Raw genomic sequence first — 16562 nt, 5'->3', positions numbered from 1 at the left:
AATTTCTCTTTGGCCATCTTAGGCTCCCTGAAACTCTCAAATTACAAATGGGTTCGCTCAGATCGGGGGAAGGATCAGGCGTATTTCGCCTGAACCTCCTGCGCGACGGCCTGCGGAACCTGTTCATAGTGGTCGAACTGCATGGTGTAGTTCGCCCGCCCCTGACTGAACGACCGGAGCTGGTTCACGTAACCAAACATGTTGGCCAGCGGGACCATGGCGTTAACGACAACGGCGTTGCCGCGCATGTCCTGACCCTGGATCTGGCCGCGACGGGAGTTCAGGTCGCCAATAACCGAACCCGTATAGTCCTCAGGCGTCACCACCTCGACCTTCATGATCGGCTCGAGGAGCACGGCGCCGCCCTTCTGGAGGGCTTCACGCAAACCGGCTCGCGAGGCGATTTCGAAGGCCAGGGCCGACGAGTCGACTTCGTGGAAGGCGCCGTCCGTCAGCGTCACCTTGATGTCGACAACCGGGAAGCCAGCGAGAACACCTGAAGACAGGACGCTCTGCAGGCCCTTTTCGACGCCCGGGATGTATTCCTTCGGCACCGAACCGCCCACGACCTTCGACTCGAACTCAAAGCCCTTGCCGGCTTCATTCGGCTCGACCGTGAACTTGACGCGGGCGAACTGGCCCGTACCGCCGGTCTGCTTCTTGTGCGTGTAGTCGACGTCAACCGCGCGGGTCATCGTCTCGCGATAGGCAACCTGCGGCGCGCCGACATTGGCGTCGACCTTGTAGGTGCGGCGCAGGATGTCGACCTTGATGTCGAGGTGCAGTTCGCCCATGCCGCGCAGGATGGTCTGACCCGACTCCTGATCGGTGGACACGCGGAACGACGGATCCTCGGCGGCGAGCTTGCCCAGAGCCAGACCCAGCTTCTCCTGGTCGGCCTTGGACTTCGGCTCGATGGCGATGGTGATCACCGGCTCCGGGAATTCCATCTGCTCGAGAATGATCGGCTTCAGCGGATCGCACAGCGTGTCGCCGGTGCGGGTATCCTTGAGGCCAGCCAGAGCGACGATGTCGCCGGCATAGGCTTCCTTGATATCCTCACGGTTGTTCGCGTGCATCAGCAGCATGCGGCCGACGCGTTCTTTCTTGTCGCGGGTCGAGTTGGCGACGCCCTGACCGGACTCCACCTTGCCCGAATACACGCGGCAGAAGGTGATGGTGCCGACGAAGGGGTCGTCCATGATCTTGAACGCGAGCATGGAAAACGGATCGGAATCCGACGGCTTGCGCGTGGCGGGCTCTTCCGTGTCCGGCAGGATGCCGTCGATGGCTTCACGATCAGACGGAGCCGGCAGGTAGTCGACCACTGCGTCGAGCAGCGGCTGAACGCCCTTGTTCTTGAACGCCGAACCGCACATCACCGGATGGAAGGCGCGCTTGGCAACGGCCTTGCGCAGCAGCTTGCGGATCGTGTCAGCGTCAGGCTCAACGCCATCCAGGTAAGCCGTCATGGCGTCGTCGTCGAGCTCAACGCAGGCTTCAACGAGCTTGCTGCGGAACTCAGCGGCCTTCTCGGCCAGATCGGCCGGAATTTCGCCAACGACCGGAGGGTGACCGGCATCGCCGTCCCAAACCAGACCCTGCATGGTGATCAGGTCGACAACGCCCCGGAAGTCGCTCTCGGCGCCGATTGGCAGCTGCAGCGCAACAGGCTTGCCGCCGACGCGATCAACGATGTCGTCGAGGCAGCGATAGAAGTCGGCGCCGATCTTGTCCATCTTGTTGACGAACACGATGCGCGGCACGTCGTACTTGTCAGCCTGACGCCACACGGTCTCGGTCTGCGGCTCAACGCCCTGGTTGCCGTCCAGCACGCACACAGCGCCGTCGAGCACGCGGAGCGAACGCTCAACCTCAATGGTGAAGTCGACGTGGCCGGGGGTGTCGATGATGTTCAGACGCTTGCCGCGCCAGAAACAGGTCGTCGCCGCCGAGGTGATGGTGATGCCGCGTTCCTGCTCCTGGGCCATGAAGTCCATCGTGGCGGCGCCGTCATGCGTCTCGCCAATACGATGGTTCTTGCCCGTGAAATACAGGATACGCTCGGTCGTCGTCGTCTTGCCGGCATCAATGTGGGCCATGATGCCGAAGTTACGATAGTCTTCGATAGCGTGACTGCGAGCCATTGTCGTGTCTCCGAAACCGTGCGCGCGTTACCAGCGATAGTGCGAGAACGCACGGTTCGCTTCAGCCATACGGTGCGTATCTTCACGCTTCTTGACAGCGTTGCCGCGATTGTTCGACGCATCCAGCAACTCGGCCGACAGGCGATCCACCATGGTGCGGTCGTTGCGGTTGCGGGCAGCCTGGATCAGCCAGCGAATGGCCAGAGCCTGACGGCGCTCGGTGCGAACCTCGACCGGAACCTGATAGGTGGCGCCGCCAACGCGGCGGGAACGAACCTCGATCGCCGGCGCGACATTCTCGAGCGCCTGACGGAACACCTCGAGCGGATCGGCCTTGGCCTTCGCCTCGATGATGTCGAACGCGCCATAAACGATCGCTTCGGCGGCCGATTTCTTGCCGTCGTACATGATCGAGTTCATGAACTTGGTAACGACCACGTCATGGAACTTGGCGTCTGGGATGATCTCACGCTTTTCAGCGCTGTGACGACGGGACATTGTCGGACCCTTGCATAACTTCGGCGCCACAACCCACCGGCCGGCGGCGCATCAATTCAACTGATGAAGCCGCGGGAAACACACTCCCCGCGACGCACCAGAATTACTTCGGACGCTTCGCGCCGTACTTCGAACGACGCTGCTTGCGGTTCTTGACGCCCTGGGTGTCGAGAACGCCGCGCAGGATGTGATAGCGCACGCCCGGAAGGTCCTTCACGCGACCGCCGCGGATCATGACAACCGAGTGCTCCTGCAGGTTGTGACCCTCACCCGGAATGTAGCCAATGACTTCAAAGCCATTGGTCAGACGAACCTTGGCAACCTTACGAAGAGCAGAGTTCGGCTTCTTCGGGGTCGTGGTGTAAACGCGGGTGCACACGCCGCGCTTCTGCGGGCAGGCCTGCAGCGCGGGAACCTTGTCGCGAGCCTTCTGCGCGACACGCGGCTTGCGAATGAGCTGACTGATCGTCGGCATCGAGTTCTCTCTTCCGAACGCCGCCGGTTTCCCGCACGGCCACTATGATTCCGGCGCCACGCGCGGCTGAACCGCAGCGCTTCACCGCCAATGTCCCAGGCCACATCGCCGGACGCATGCAGCGCGACCAAAGCGAATTCGCACCATCGGCCCTTCAAGGCCTCCGGCGCTGCCATTGCAGAGGATCACGCCTTCCTCGACGTGATCTTGCCCCAGGAATGACATCTGACTTGCGTCAGGGGGTGCTTGATGGACAGCGTTTAGGCGGCTGCATCGGGGCATGTCGCCCTGATTCAAAATGACCTACGGCCTGTCGAGTGGCGTCCTTCTACCCAACGAGTCGGGTTTCGTCAACCGCCATCAGGGTTTGGAGCGCCACGTACGGCCGTTAATTATCTGTTAACCAGCCGCATCCCCGGCCGCGCCTCACCAGCCCCCTTGCAGCAGGAGCCGGAGGCCCGCTCCCCCCTGCCCGCGCGCTGAAAAAACATGGGGCCGCCCGAAGGCGGCCCCATCATTCTTATGCCTGTCCCTGCCTGCGACGATCACTCAGCCGCAGGCAGCGCGCCTGCCGGCGGAACTGCCGGCGTCGGAGCCGGGCGGCGGTGCTGGGCCAGGATCAGGTCGTCGCGCCGGGTGGCGATCTCGCGCAGCGCCGCGGCAACCGAGCCGGTGCCCGCCGGGATCAGCGAGCCGACGATCACGTTTTCCTTCAGGCCTTCCAGATTGTCAGACTTGCCGTTGACCGCCGCCTCGGTGAGGACGCGGGTGGTCTCCTGGAACGACGCCGCCGAGATGAACGAGCGGGTCTGCAGCGACGCCTTGGTGATGCCAAGCAGCACCGGATTGCCCTGGGCCGGCTGCTTCTTCTCCTCGATGAGGGCCTGGTTGGCCTCATTGAGATCAAAGCGGTCGACCTGTTCGCCGGTCAGGAACTCGGAATCGCCTGGATCGGTGATCTCAACCTTCTGCAGCATCTGGCGAACGATCACCTCGATGTGCTTGTCGTTGATGGTCACGCCCTGCAGACGGTATACCTCCTGAATCTCGTTGACGAGATAGGCGGCCAGTTCCTCGACGCCCTTGATGGCAAGGATGTCGTGCGGCGCCGGGTTGCCGTCGACAATGAAGTCGCCGACCTCCACCACGTCCCCGTCCTGAAGGTGAATGTGCTTGCCCTTCGGGATCAGATACTCAACCGCATCCGAACCATCGTGCGGCTCCAGCGTCAGGCGACGCTTGTTCTTGTAATCGCGGCCAAAGCGGACGGTGCCCGACTTCTCGGCGATGATCGCCGCTTCCTTCGGACGGCGCGCCTCGAACAACTCCGCCACCCGCGGCAGACCGCCGGTGATGTCGCGGGTCTTGGCGCTGTCCATCGGGATACGCGCCAGGACGTCGCCAGCCTTGACGCTCGCGCCAGGGTCCACCGCGATGATCGCGTCAACCGACAGCAGCGAACGGGCATCGCTGCCGCGCTGCAGCTTGGCGATCTTGCCGCCCTGCATGATGACCATTGCAGGCTTCAGATCCGCTGTGCGGGCGCTGCCGCGCCAGTCGATGACCATACGCTTGGCGATGCCGGTCGACTCGTCCACCGTTTCCGTCAGCGATGCGCCTTCGACCAGATCCTCGTAGGCCACCACGCCGTCCACCTCGGTGAGAACCGGACGGGTGTAGGGGTCCCAATCGGCGATGCGCTGACCGCGCTTCACCGTATCGCCGTCATCGACCTTCAGACGCGAGCCGTACTGCACGCGGTGGGCGGCGCGTTCTACGCCGTCCGGCCCCATGATAACCACCGAGATGTTGCGCGCCAAGGCGATGAGCTCACCCTCGGAGTTGCGCGCCACATGGCGGTTACGGATCTTGACCGTGCCCTCGAAGTTGGTCTCGAGGAACGAATGGTCGGCGATCTGCGCGGCGCCACCGATATGGAACGTGCGCATGGTCAACTGGGTGCCAGGCTCGCCGATCGACTGCGCGGCGATGACGCCGACAGCTTCACCCATGTTGACCGTCTCGCCGCGGGCCAGGTCGCGGCCGTAGCAGGTGGCGCACACGCCGTTCTTCGACTGGCAGGTCAGAACCGAGCGGATCTTCACCTGCTGGACGTTGGCGGCGTTGATCAGGTCGATGTGCTTCTCTTCGACCATCTCGCCCTTAGCCACGATCACGTTGCCTTCGGCGTCAAAGACGTCTTCAGCAACCGTACGGCCGAGCACGCGGGAAACCAGCGACGCCACGATCTGACCGGAGTCGATGATGGCGCGCATGGTGATGCCGTTCTCGGTGCCGCAATCCGGCTCGCGGATGACGGCGTCCTGGGCAACGTCCACCAGACGACGGGTCAGATAGCCCGAGTTCGCGGTCTTCAACGCGGTGTCCGCGAGGCCCTTGCGGGCGCCGTGGGTCGAGTTGAAGTACTCAAGAACGTCCAGACCTTCCTTGAAGTTCGAGACAATCGCGCTCTCGATGATCTCGCCCGACGGCTTGGCCATCAGGCCGCGCATGGCGCCGAGCTGCTTCATCTGGGCCGGCGAACCACGGGCGCCGGAGTGCGCCATCATATAGATGGAGTTCACCGGCAAATCGCGGCCGTTGGCGTCCTTCTTGACGGTCGAGATACCGACCATCATTTCGGCAGCCAGCTTGTCCGAGCACTTGGCCCAGGCGTCCACGACCTTGTTGTACTTCTCGCCCTGGGTGATCAGGCCGTCCTGATACTGCTGCTCGTAATCCTTCACGAGCGCGCGGGTGGCGTCGACGATCTCCCACTTGTTCGGCGGCACGACCATGTCGTCCTTGCCGAAGGAGATGCCGGCGCGGCAGGCGTGCGCGAAGCCGAGCGCCATGATGCGATCGCAGAAGATCACCGATTCCTTCTGGCCGCAGACGCGGTAGACGAGATCGATGAGTCCCTGGATCTCCTTCTTGGTCATGAGCTTGTTCACGACGTCGAAAGGCAGGCGCGGATGCGAGGGGATGACGCGCGACAGGATCACGCGGCCAGGCGTGGTGTCATAGGTGCGCGTCGTCTGCTCGCCGTTCTCGTCGAGGCCGGTCCAGCGATACTTGATCTTGCTGTGCAGCGTCACAACGCGGCTGGCGATGGCGTGCTCAAGCTCGCCGAACTCACCGTAAACGCCCTGCATCGGGTTGCGGGTGTTGCCAGCCTTGTACTCGCCCGGCTCGCCGTCGGCGATCATCGACAGGTAATACAGACCCAGCACGATGTCCTGGGACGGGACAATGATCGGCGCGCCGTTGGCAGGGTGCAGGATGTTGTTGGTCGACATCATCAGCACGCGCGCTTCCAGCTGCGCTTCCAGCGACAGCGGAACGTGCACGGCCATCTGGTCGCCGTCGAAGTCGGCGTTGAACGCGGCGCAGACCAGCGGGTGCAGCTGGATGGCCTTGCCCTCGATCAGCACAGGCTCGAAGGCCTGGATGCCAAGGCGGTGCAGCGTCGGGGCGCGGTTCAGCATCACCGGATGCTCGCGGATAACCTCATCGAGGATATCCCAGACCTCCGGCTTTTCCTTCTCAACCAGCTTCTTGGCCTGCTTCACGGTGGAAGCATGGCCCTTGGCGTCAAGCCGCGCGTAGATGAACGGCTTGAACAGCTCAAGCGCCATCTTCTTCGGCAGGCCGCACTGGTGCAGCTTCATCTCGGGACCGACGACGATCACCGAACGGCCGGAATAGTCGACGCGCTTGCCGAGCAGGTTCTGGCGGAACCGGCCCTGCTTGCCCTTCAGCATGTCGGCGAGCGACTTCAGCGGACGCTTGTTGGCGCCCGTGATGACGCGGCCGCGACGGCCGTTGTCGAACAGGGCGTCGACCGACTCCTGCAGCATGCGCTTCTCATTCCGGATGATGATGTCCGGAGCGCGCAGCTCGATCAGCCGCTTCAGGCGGTTGTTGCGGTTGATGACGCGACGGTACAGGTCGTTCAGATCCGAGGTGGCGAAACGACCGCCATCCAGCGGAACCAGCGGACGCAGGTCCGGCGGGATCACCGGCACGACCGTCAGGATCATCCACTCAGGCTTGTTGCCGGAGAGCTGAAACGCCTCAATGATCTTGAGGCGCTTCATGAGCTTCTTCGGCTTCAGCTCTGAAGTCGTTGTGGAAATTTCCTCGCGGATGTCGGCGGCGATCTTGTCCAGATCCATGTCGCGCAACATGTCGCGGATGGCTTCGGCGCCGATCTTGGCGGTGAAGCTGTCCTCGCCGTACTCGTCCTGGGCGCGCAGATAGTCGTCCTCGGACAGCAGCTGGCGGTCCTTGAGCGGCGTGATGCCGGCGTCAAGAACGACATAGGATTCGAAGTACAGGATGCGCTCAAGATCCTTGAGCGTCATGTCAAGCAGCAGGCCGATGCGCGACGGCAGCGACTTCAGGAACCAGATGTGCGCGACAGGCGCAGCCAGCTCGATGTGACCCATGCGCTCGCGACGGACGCGCGCCAGCGTCACCTCGACGCCGCACTTCTCGCAGATCACGCCCTTGTACTTCATGCGCTTGTACTTGCCGCACAGGCACTCATAGTCCTTGATCGGACCAAAGATGCGGGCGCAGAACAGGCCGTCGCGTTCGGGCTTGAACGTACGATAGTTGATGGTTTCCGGCTTCTTGATCTCGCCGAACGACCACGAAAGGATCTTTTCAGGGCTGGCGATCGAGATCTTGATCTTGTCGAACGTCTGCGCCGGCGCCTGGGTGTTGAAGAGATTCATGACCTCTTGATTCATCACCAACTCCTTGAATTCATCCGGAAGGGCGGCAGGATCGCCGGGTCCCTTCCCCGGAAGCCCGGACCATGCGTCCGCGAGCTTCCCTTCTGACCGGCGCCCCGGCGAACCGGGGCGCGCGCTGACGCAAACTTATTCGGCGGCCTCGGAAGGCGGCAGCCCGTCCTGGTTGTTGGCTTCAAGCAGCTTGCTGTCCTGAAGTTCAACATTGAGACCCAGCGACCGCATTTCCTTCACCAGCACGTTGAAGCTCTCCGGGATGCCAGCCTCGAAGGTGTCGTCGCCACGGACGATCGCCTCATAGACCTTGGTGCGGCCGGCGACGTCGTCCGACTTGACCGTGAGCATCTCCTGCAGGGTGTAGGCGGCGCCATAAGCCTCCAGAGCCCACACCTCCATTTCGCCGAAGCGCTGGCCGCCGAACTGGGCCTTGCCGCCCAGCGGCTGCTGGGTCACGAGGCTGTAGGGGCCGATGGAGCGGGCGTGGATCTTGTCGTCGACCAGGTGGTGCAGCTTCAGGATATAGATGTAGCCAACGGTCACCTGACGGTCGAACGGCTCGCCGGTGCGGCCGTCATAGACGGTCGACTGGCCAGTGCGGTTGACGCCCGCCTTCTCCAGCATCGCTTCAATGTCGCTCTCGCGGGCGCCGTCGAACACCGGCGTCGCCATCGGCACGCCGCGCCGCAGGTTCTCGCCCAGCTCGACCAGCTCGTCGCGATCGAGATCATTGATGATCTCGTTGCCCTCATACACATCCAGCAGCTTACCGCGCAGCGCCTGCTCCTCACCGTCACGCATATAGGCGTCAACGGCGGCGCCGATCTGCTTGCCGAGACCGGCGGCGGCCCAGCCCAGGTGCGTCTCCAGGATCTGGCCGACGTTCATGCGGCTCGGCACGCCCAGCGGGTTCAGCACCACGTCAACGTGGGTGCCATCCTCCAGGAACGGCATGTCCTCGATCGGCAGGATGCGCGACACGACGCCCTTGTTGCCGTGACGGCCAGCCATCTTGTCGCCCGGCTGGATCTTGCGCTTCACGGCGATGAAGACCTTGACCATCTTCATCACGCCAGGCAGCAGCTCGTCGCCGCGCTGCACCTTCTCGACCTTGTCGAGGAAGCGCTGCTCAAGGCGCTTCTTCGACTCGTCATACTGCTTCCGCATCGCCTCGATCTCGCCCATGAGCTGATCGTTGGCGACGGCGAACTGCCACCACTGCGAGCGCGGATGCTCCTCAAGAACGGCGCGGCTGATCTCCACGTCCTTCTTCGCGCCCTTGGGGCCGGCGATGGCGACCTGGCCGATCAGCGCCTCGGAGAGACGGGCGAAGACGTTGCGATCAAGAATCGCCTGCTCGTCGTCGCGGTCCTTGGCCAGACGCTCGATCTCCTCGCGCTCGATGGCCTGGGCGCGCTCGTCCTTGTCGACGCCGTGACGGTTGAACACGCGCACTTCGACGATGGTGCCGGTGACGCCTGGCGGCACGCGCAGCGAGGTGTCGCGCACGTCCGAAGCCTTCTCGCCAAAGATGGCGCGAAGCAGCTTCTCTTCCGGCGTCATCGGGCTTTCGCCCTTCGGCGTGATCTTGCCGACCAGGATATCGCCCGCGTGCACCTCGGCGCCGACATAGACGATGCCAGCTTCGTCGAGGTTCTTCAGCGTCTCTTCCGAAACATTCGGAATGTCGCGGGTAATCTCCTCAGGACCCAGCTTGGTATCGCGGGCCATCACCTCGAACTCTTCCAGATGGATCGAGGTGAACACGTCGTCGCGCACGATGCGCTCGGACAGCAGGATGGAGTCCTCGAAGTTGTAGCCGTTCCAGGGCATGAACGCGACGAGGCAGTTGCGGCCAAGCGCCAGCTCGCCGAGATCCGTCGAAGGACCGTCAGCGATGATATCGCCCTTGCGGACGAAGTCGCCCACCTTAACCAGCGGGCGCTGGTTGATGCAGGTGTTCTGGTTCGAACGCTGGAACTTCATCAGCCGGTAGATGTCGACGCCCGAACGGGTCGGGTCGAGATCTTCCGTGGCGCGCACGACGATACGGGTGGCGTCCACCTGGTCGACGATGCCGGTGCGGCGCGCCGCGATGGCAGCGCCGGAGTCGCGGGCCACCACGGCCTCCATGCCCGTGCCGACGAACGGCGCATCAGCCTTGACCAGCGGCACCGCCTGGCGCTGCATGTTCGAGCCCATCAGCGCACGGTTGGCGTCGTCGTTCTCAAGGAACGGGATCAGCGCGGCGGCGACGGAAACCAGCTGCTTCGGCGACACGTCCATGAAGTCGACGCGATCCGGCGGCAGCACCACGACGTCGCCGGCGTGGCGGCACACCACCAGCTCTTCACCCAGCTTGCCCGAAGCATCGATGACGGCGTTGGCCTGGGCGACGTTGTACTTCGCCTCTTCCATCGCCGACAGGTACACCACGTCGTTGGTGACGACGCCGTTGCGCACGGCGCGGTAAGGCGCCTCGATGAAACCGTACTTGTTCACCCGGGCGAAGGTCGCCAGCGAGTTGATCAGACCGATATTCGGACCTTCCGGCGTCTCGATCGGGCAGATGCGGCCGTAGTGCGTGGTATGAACGTCACGCACTTCGAAGCCTGCGCGCTCACGCGTCAGACCACCCGGGCCAAGCGCCGAAAGACGACGTTTGTGAGTGACTTCCGACAGCGGGTTCGTCTGGTCCATGAACTGCGACAGCTGCGAAGAACCGAAGAACTCACGCACCGCGGCCGCAGCCGGCTTGGCGTTGATCAGGTCCTGCGGCATCACGGTGTCGATGTCGACCGACGACATGCGCTCCTTGATGGCGCGCTCCATGCGCAGCAGACCCAGACGGTACTGGTTCTCCATCAACTCGCCAACCGAACGCACGCGGCGGTTGCCGAGATGGTCGATGTCGTCCACCTCGCCCTTGCCGTCGCGCAGGTCGACCAGCGCCTTGACCACCGCCAGCATGTCTTCCTTGCGCAGGGTGCGCACGGTGTCCGGGCAATCGAGATCAAGACGCATGTTCATCTTGACGCGACCCACGGCCGACAGGTCGTAGCGCTCCGCGTCGAAGAACAGCGAATGGAACATCGCCTCAGCCGCCTCGAGGGTCGGCGGCTCGCCCGGACGCATCACGCGATAGATGTCGAACAGCGCCTCCTCACGGGCGTTGTTCTTGTCGATCGCAAGGGTGTTGCGGATATACGGGCCCACGGTGACGTGGTCGATGTCGAGCACCGGCAGCTCGTCGAAGCCGGCCTCTTCCAGCTGCGCCAGCAGCTTCTCGCTCAGCTCGTCGCCAGCTTCCGCGAAGATCTCGCCGGACAGCGGATTGACCAGGTCCTCGGCCACGTACTGGCCAACCACGTCCTCATCCGGCACGCGCAGGAACTTCAGTCCCTTTTCGGCCAGCTGACGGGCGGAGCGGACAGTGAGCTTGCGGCCGGCTTCGATCACGACCTCGCCGGTCTCGGCGTCGATCATGTCGGCGTTGGCCTTGAAGCCCTTCATGCGCTCGGGATCGAACGGCGCGCGCCAGCCATTCTTGTCCTTGGCGTACATGATCTGGCGATAGAAGGTCGAGAGAATGCCCTCGCCGTCCAGCCCGAGGGCGTACAGCAGCGACGTCACCGGGATCTTGCGGCGGCGATCGATACGCGCGTAGACGATGTCCTTGGCGTCGAACTCGATATCCAGCCACGAACCGCGATAGGGAATGATGCGCGCGGCGAACAGCAGCTTGCCCGACGAGTGGGTCTTGCCCTTGTCGTGGTCGAAAAACACGCCCGGCGAACGGTGCATCTGCGAAACGATGACGCGCTCGGTGCCGTTGACGATGAAGGTGCCGTTGTCGGTCATGAGCGGAATGTCGCCCATGTAGACGTCCTGCTCCTTGATGTCCTTGACGGACTTGGCGCCGGTGTCCTCGTCGATATCGAACACGATCAGACGCAGGGTGACCTTGAGCGGCGCGGCGAAGGTCAACCCACGCTGCCGGCACTCGTCCACGTCATATTTCGGCGCTTCGAAGGTGTACTTGACGAACTCCAGCAGCGAAGCGCCGGAAAAATCGCCGATCGGAAAGACCGAGCGGAAAACAGCCTCAAGCCCTTCGTCGGGACGACCGCCTTCTGGCTCTTCAACCAACAGAAACTGGTCATAGGACGCCTTTTGAACCTCGATGAGGTTCGGCATCTCCGCGACTTCGTTGATCTTGCCGAAGAACTTGCGGAGGCGTTTCCTGCTGGTGTTGGTCTGAGCCATGTGGTCCCTCGCCATTCAGACGACCATGGCGGTCAGCTGTGCGCCAGCGGCGCGGAGCGACCTGTCCAGGGTGCGCGGCGCCATCGGGCGCCAGAAACTGTCAGGGCGGCGTCGCCGCCCGCCGTACCCGGCCCTATGCCGGAGACGGGTCGACGGTCCCGGAGGAAGCCCTCCGGGACCGTCTTTTCAAAAGATCGCGCGACCGTCAGCGACGGCCACAGGCCAGATCAGGTGAGATCGACCTTGGCGCCAGCCTTCTCAAGCTGTTCCTTGATCTTGTTGGCCTCGTCCTTGGCAACGCCTTCCTTGACGGTCTTCGGAGCGCCTTCGACCAGGTCCTTGGCTTCCTTCAGACCCAGGCCGGTGATGGCGCGGACTTCCTTGATGACCTCAATCTTCTTGTCGCCAGCCGAAGCCAGGACAACGTTGAACTCGGTCTTCTCTTCAGCAGCGGCAGCGCCGCCGCCAGCAGCAGGAGCAGCAGCAACGGCCACAGCCGCAGCAGCGGAAACGCCCCACTTCTCTTCGAGAAGCTTGGCCAGCTCAGCGGCCTCGAGAACGGTCAGAGCCGACAGGTCGTCGACGAGTTTAGCCAGATCAGCCATGTTTAACTTTCCTGAATATGTTCGAACTTTGACAGGGTCTTGACGACCTCAAGCCGCTTCGTTCTTGTTGGCATAGGCCCCAAATACGCGCGCCAGCTTTGCTGCCGGAGCGGTCGAGAGCTGCGCGATCTTGGTAGCCGGGGCCTGGACAAGGCCGACCAGCTTGGCGCGCAGTTCGTCGAGCGACGGCAGCGAGGCAAGAGCCTTCACGCCGTCAGCGTTGAGGGAGGTGACGCCCATCGCGCCGCCGAGAACAACAAACTTGTCGTTGGTCTTGGCGAACTCGACAGCCACCTTCGGCGCCGCAACCGGGTCATCGCTGTAAGCCAGCAATGTCGGCCCCTTCAGAAGGGGTGCGATGGAAGCGACGTCCTTGCCTTCGAGAGCGATCTTGGCGATGCGGTTCTTCGCGACCTTCACGGTGGCGCCGGCCTGCTTCATCTCCTTGCGGAGCTTCTGCATGCTGGCGACCGAAAGGCCCGAATAGTGGGCCACGACCACAACGCCCGTGCTCGAAAACACGTCGTTGAGAGACGCGACGAGCTCAGCTTTTGCTGCTCTGTCCACTTGGCTCTCTCCGGTTGGCGAATGGAATATTCCAGTTCGCCGGCTGCACATGCCGCCGGACGCCTGACCCTTTCGGGATACAGACAACACCGGCGACGCTCGCAAGCCCTGTCCCCAGCACGCTTCCCCGCGGGGATGCGCCTGGTGCTCGAGGTTCGAACCGTTTTACGCTGGCTGATGCTGCGCGAGGCAGCGGAGCTCCAGAATTCGCGGTCAACCCGTCTGTGCTGGCATCGGATGATATTAAGCCGCCCGGTTGCCCGTTTGGCGCCTGCAGTCTCGGACAGGACATATGGCCAGCCCGGCAGAACCTGCGCCCTGCCGTTCCAGCCACAACCACCCTTGCGGGCGGATTTATGGAAACGCCGGCGCGAATCCGCGAGCCGACGTTTCATTGTCATGGGGGACAGATAGTCTTTCCGTCGCCATTTGCCAATAGGCCAATCGCCCTGCTGGCATGCGCCGGAGGCTGCCCCTTCCCGCCTTACGCGGCGGCGGTCACGCTGCCGAGCTCGACGCGCAGGCCTGGGCCCATGGTCGAGGAAACGGCGACGCGCTGAATGTACGCGCCCTTTGCGCCGGTCGGCTTGGCCTTGGCGACCGCGTCAACGAATGCGCGGATGTTCTCGACCAGCTTGCCGTCGTCGAACGAGACCTTGCCAACGCCAGCGTGGATGATGCCAGCCTTCTCGACGCGGAACTCGACAGCGCCGCCCTTGGCCGCGCCGACAGCGCCGGTCACGTCCATGGTCACGGTGCCGACGCGCGGGTTCGGCATCAGGCCGCGCGGGCCAAGCACCTTGCCGAGACGTCCAACCAGACCCATCATGTCCGGCGTGGCGATGCAGCGGTCGAAGTTGATGTTGCCGCCCTGGATCTGCTCCAGCAGGTCCTCGGCGCCAACGATGTCCGCGCCAGCGGCCTTGGCTTCGTCAGCCTTGGCGCCGCGAGCGAACACGGCCACGCGCACGGTGCGGCCAGAGCCGTTCGGCAGATTGCAGACGCCGCGAACCATCTGGTCAGCGTGACGCGGATCGACGCCGAGGTTCATGGAGATCTCGACGGTCTCGTCGAACTTGGCGGTGGCGCGGGCCTTGAGCATCTTCACGGCCTCTTCGAGACCATAAATGGCGTTGCGGTCGAGACCTTCGCGGGAAGCGGCGACGCGCTTGGAAATACGGGCCATGCTAACCTCCCTCAGGCGACGACTTCGATGCCCATGGACCGGGCGGAGCCACGGATCATGGAGACAGCGGCTTCAACGGTGTCGCAGTTGAGATCGACCATCTTCTTCTCGGCGATCTCGCGCACCTGGGCTTCCGTCACCTTGGCGACGTTCGCGCCCTTGCCCGGCGTCTTCGAGCCGGAGGCCGGCTTCTTGCCCAGCTTCAGGTTGGCTGCCTTCTTGAGGAAGAACGTCACCGGCGGCTGCTTCATCTCGAAGCTGAAGGAGCGATCCGCATAGGCGGTGATGATCACCGGGATCGGCGTGCCCTTCTCCATCTGCCCGGTCTTCGCGTTGAAGGCCTTGCAGAATTCCATGATGTTCAGGCCGCGCTGACCGAGCGCAGGACCAATCGGCGGCGAGGGATTCGCGGCGCCAGCCGGAACCTCAAGCTTGATGTAGCCAACAATTTTCTTTGCCATGGACTGCTCCAGAAAAAAGAGTCCCGGCCCGCCTGGATCTGATTGTCAGTCCGGCGACCGGGTTCTGCGCAGACCGCGGTGCGCCGCGTTTCTCCGGCTGGCGACCGGCGCGACTCCCACGGCGTTTGGTGAAGCGCGTTCGTTAATGGCCAAACGCGATTCTGTCAACGGGCGTCCCGGCATAAACCGAAATCCGCCTGCGCGGGCCATCGCGCATGAAAACGCCGCATCCGGAGGGACGCGGCGCCAATTCAGAACAGGGGCCGGGGATCAGACCTTGTCGACCTGGCCGAATTCCAGATCCACCGGCGTGGCGCGACCGAAAATCGACACCGCGACCTTGAGGCGGGCGCGGGCCTCGTCGACTTCCTCGACAATGCCGTTGAAGGAGGCAAAGGGACCATCCGACACGCGCACCGTCTCGCCGACCTCGAAGCTGACGGAGGGCTTGGGACGCTCGACGCCGTCAGCCACCTGCCCCTTGATGCGCTCGGCCTCACGCTCGGAGATCGGCATCGGCTTCTGGTCCTGGCCCAGGAAGCCGGTGACCTTCGGCGTGTTCTTGATCAGGTGATAGACCTCATCGGTCAGGTCGCACTTCACCAGCACGTAGCCAGGGAAGAACTTGCGCTCCGTATCGACCTTGCGGCCGCGGCGCACCTCGACGACCTTCTCGGTCGGCACCAGCACTTCCTCGAACCTGTCTTCGAGATTGCGCTGCTGCGCCTGGTCGCGAATGGACTGCGCGACCTTGTTCTCGAAATTGGAGTAGGCGTGCACGATGTACCAGCGCATGGCCATGTCCTGCCTCCCCTTCAGCGCCCGATGCCGAGGATCAGACTCACGGCGAACCGGATAATCTGATCGGCGGCGACGAAGAAGATTGCGGCGATGATCACCATCACGAACACCATGGCCGTGGTGATCATGGTTTCCCTGCGGGTGGGCCAGGTGACCTTGGAGGCCTCTTTGCCAACCTGCTGGATGAATTCAACCGGGCTTGTCTTCGCCATCATCTGCCGGCGTCGCCTGCGCGACCCGCTCCTCGCTGCATGAGAATCCTGCCCGCGCCGGGCGGGGAATCCGGAGTCGACATAGGGACGATCTGCAACGCCTGCGTCAAGCCCCCTTCAGGGACCCGAGGCCGCGCGCAGCGTCCCGGCCACCAACGTTGCGTCAGAATGGATGTTGTTTCCGACCCGCCGACTGGACAGCCTGCCAACGATTTTCACCGCTGGCAGGAGTGGAGGGACTCGAACCCCCAACCCCCGGTTTTGGAGACCGGTGCTCTAGCCAGTTGAGCTACACTCCTAGCGGCGAGATACGTGCGTCGCACGTCTTGTGGGCGCTACATGCACCAATGCGCGGCGGCTGGCAAGGGCCACGCCGGCGGCAAACGCATCCAGCCGGAGTTTTCCCCACAAGGTCGTTATTCCCCCCTGCTTCGCCCGTTTCCCGCGCTCCCGACCACGGTCAGGAAAGCCGAACCGGAAAACAAAAACGGCGCCGTCCGGAGACGGCGCCGTCATGAATGGCGGCGGGCTGGAAGCGCCAGCCAGCCGAAACCTGCGTGACGCGACTTACTCGATGATCGAGGAGA

11 protein-coding genes and 1 tRNA gene are annotated in these 16562 nt (G+C 63.3%); all 12 read right to left on the bottom strand.

The genetic code is table 11. The annotated features are described in order from the left end of the window. Positions 1-74: 74 nt before the first annotated feature. The 12 genes from fusA to ACERNI_RS17220 all read right to left on the bottom strand — a co-directional run bounded on the left by fusA (position 75) and on the right by ACERNI_RS17220 (position 16274). Positions 75-2147 carry an elongation factor G gene (gene fusA / locus ACERNI_RS17275; RefSeq protein WP_448834471.1) on the bottom strand — a complete coding sequence of 691 codons (2073 nt, stop codon included), beginning with the start codon at positions 2145-2147 and terminating at the stop codon, positions 75-77. Positions 2148-2174: 27 nt separating this feature from the next. Next, positions 2175-2645, bottom strand: coding sequence for a 30S ribosomal protein S7 (gene rpsG / locus ACERNI_RS17270; protein WP_448834470.1), 471 nt, complete (start codon positions 2643-2645; stop codon positions 2175-2177). 103 nt (positions 2646-2748) lie between these two features. Next, positions 2749-3120, bottom strand: a complete 372-nt coding sequence (gene rpsL / locus ACERNI_RS17265) for a 30S ribosomal protein S12 (RefSeq protein WP_132010708.1) — start codon at positions 3118-3120, stop codon at positions 2749-2751. A 545-nt stretch (positions 3121-3665) separates the two neighbouring features. Further along, on the bottom strand, positions 3666-7877 hold the full coding sequence (rpoC, locus tag ACERNI_RS17260; RefSeq protein WP_448834469.1) for a DNA-directed RNA polymerase subunit beta': 4212 nt from the start codon (positions 7875-7877) through the stop codon (positions 3666-3668). 132 nt (positions 7878-8009) lie between these two features. Continuing rightward, complete coding sequence (gene rpoB, locus ACERNI_RS17255; protein ID WP_448834468.1) at positions 8010-12143, bottom strand: DNA-directed RNA polymerase subunit beta; 4134 nt, start codon at positions 12141-12143, stop codon at positions 8010-8012. A gap of 227 nt (positions 12144-12370) precedes the next feature. After that, a complete protein-coding gene (gene rplL / locus ACERNI_RS17250) occupies positions 12371-12748 on the bottom strand; it encodes a 50S ribosomal protein L7/L12 (RefSeq protein ID WP_448834467.1) in 378 nt (125 codons plus the stop codon). A 48-nt stretch (positions 12749-12796) separates the two neighbouring features. After that, the gene (gene rplJ / locus ACERNI_RS17245; protein WP_191317745.1) at positions 12797-13315 is read right to left on the bottom strand and encodes a 50S ribosomal protein L10; all 519 of its coding nucleotides are present in this window, start codon (positions 13313-13315) and stop codon (positions 12797-12799) included. Between the two features lie 484 nt (positions 13316-13799). After that, entirely contained in the window at positions 13800-14501 is a 702-nt protein-coding gene (rplA, locus tag ACERNI_RS17240; RefSeq protein WP_448834466.1) for a 50S ribosomal protein L1, read from the bottom strand. A gap of 11 nt (positions 14502-14512) precedes the next feature. Further along, the gene (gene rplK / locus ACERNI_RS17235) at positions 14513-14962 is read right to left on the bottom strand and encodes a 50S ribosomal protein L11 (protein ID WP_191317743.1); all 450 of its coding nucleotides are present in this window, start codon (positions 14960-14962) and stop codon (positions 14513-14515) included. A 270-nt stretch (positions 14963-15232) separates the two neighbouring features. After that, the gene (nusG, locus tag ACERNI_RS17230; protein WP_448834465.1) at positions 15233-15763 is read right to left on the bottom strand and encodes a transcription termination/antitermination protein NusG; all 531 of its coding nucleotides are present in this window, start codon (positions 15761-15763) and stop codon (positions 15233-15235) included. A gap of 14 nt (positions 15764-15777) precedes the next feature. After that, positions 15778-15978 carry a preprotein translocase subunit SecE gene (gene secE / locus ACERNI_RS17225; RefSeq protein WP_448834464.1) on the bottom strand — a complete coding sequence of 67 codons (201 nt, stop codon included), beginning with the start codon at positions 15976-15978 and terminating at the stop codon, positions 15778-15780. A gap of 219 nt (positions 15979-16197) precedes the next feature. Continuing rightward, positions 16198-16274, bottom strand: a tRNA-Trp gene (locus tag ACERNI_RS17220). Positions 16275-16562: the final 288 nt, after the last annotated feature.

The sequence above is a fragment of the Camelimonas sp. ID_303_24 genome (assembly GCF_053543495.1).
Note: the sequence above shows the minus strand (reverse complement) of the source record. Positions and strands in the feature narration are given on the sequence as shown.

Excerpts from the sequence above, each read along its gene's own strand:
- rplK (WP_191317743.1), bottom strand. The coding sequence starts at position 14,962 with ATGGCAAAGAAAATTGTTGGCTACATCAAGCTTGAGGTTCCGGCTGGC.
- nusG (WP_448834465.1), bottom strand. The coding sequence starts at position 15,763 with ATGGCCATGCGCTGGTACATCGTGCACGCCTACTCCAATTTCGAGAAC.
- rpsL (WP_132010708.1), bottom strand. The coding sequence starts at position 3,120 with ATGCCGACGATCAGTCAGCTCATTCGCAAGCCGCGTGTCGCGCAGAAG.
- fusA (WP_448834471.1), bottom strand. The coding sequence starts at position 2,147 with ATGGCTCGCAGTCACGCTATCGAAGACTATCGTAACTTCGGCATCATG.
- secE (WP_448834464.1), bottom strand. The coding sequence starts at position 15,978 with ATGATGGCGAAGACAAGCCCGGTTGAATTCATCCAGCAGGTTGGCAAA.
- rpoB (WP_448834468.1), bottom strand. The coding sequence starts at position 12,143 with ATGGCTCAGACCAACACCAGCAGGAAACGCCTCCGCAAGTTCTTCGGC.
- rpsG (WP_448834470.1), bottom strand. The coding sequence starts at position 2,645 with ATGTCCCGTCGTCACAGCGCTGAAAAGCGTGAGATCATCCCAGACGCC.
- rplL (WP_448834467.1), bottom strand. The coding sequence starts at position 12,748 with ATGGCTGATCTGGCTAAACTCGTCGACGACCTGTCGGCTCTGACCGTT.
- rplA (WP_448834466.1), bottom strand. The coding sequence starts at position 14,501 with ATGGCCCGTATTTCCAAGCGCGTCGCCGCTTCCCGCGAAGGTCTCGAC.
- rpoC (WP_448834469.1), bottom strand. The coding sequence starts at position 7,877 with ATGAATCAAGAGGTCATGAATCTCTTCAACACCCAGGCGCCGGCGCAG.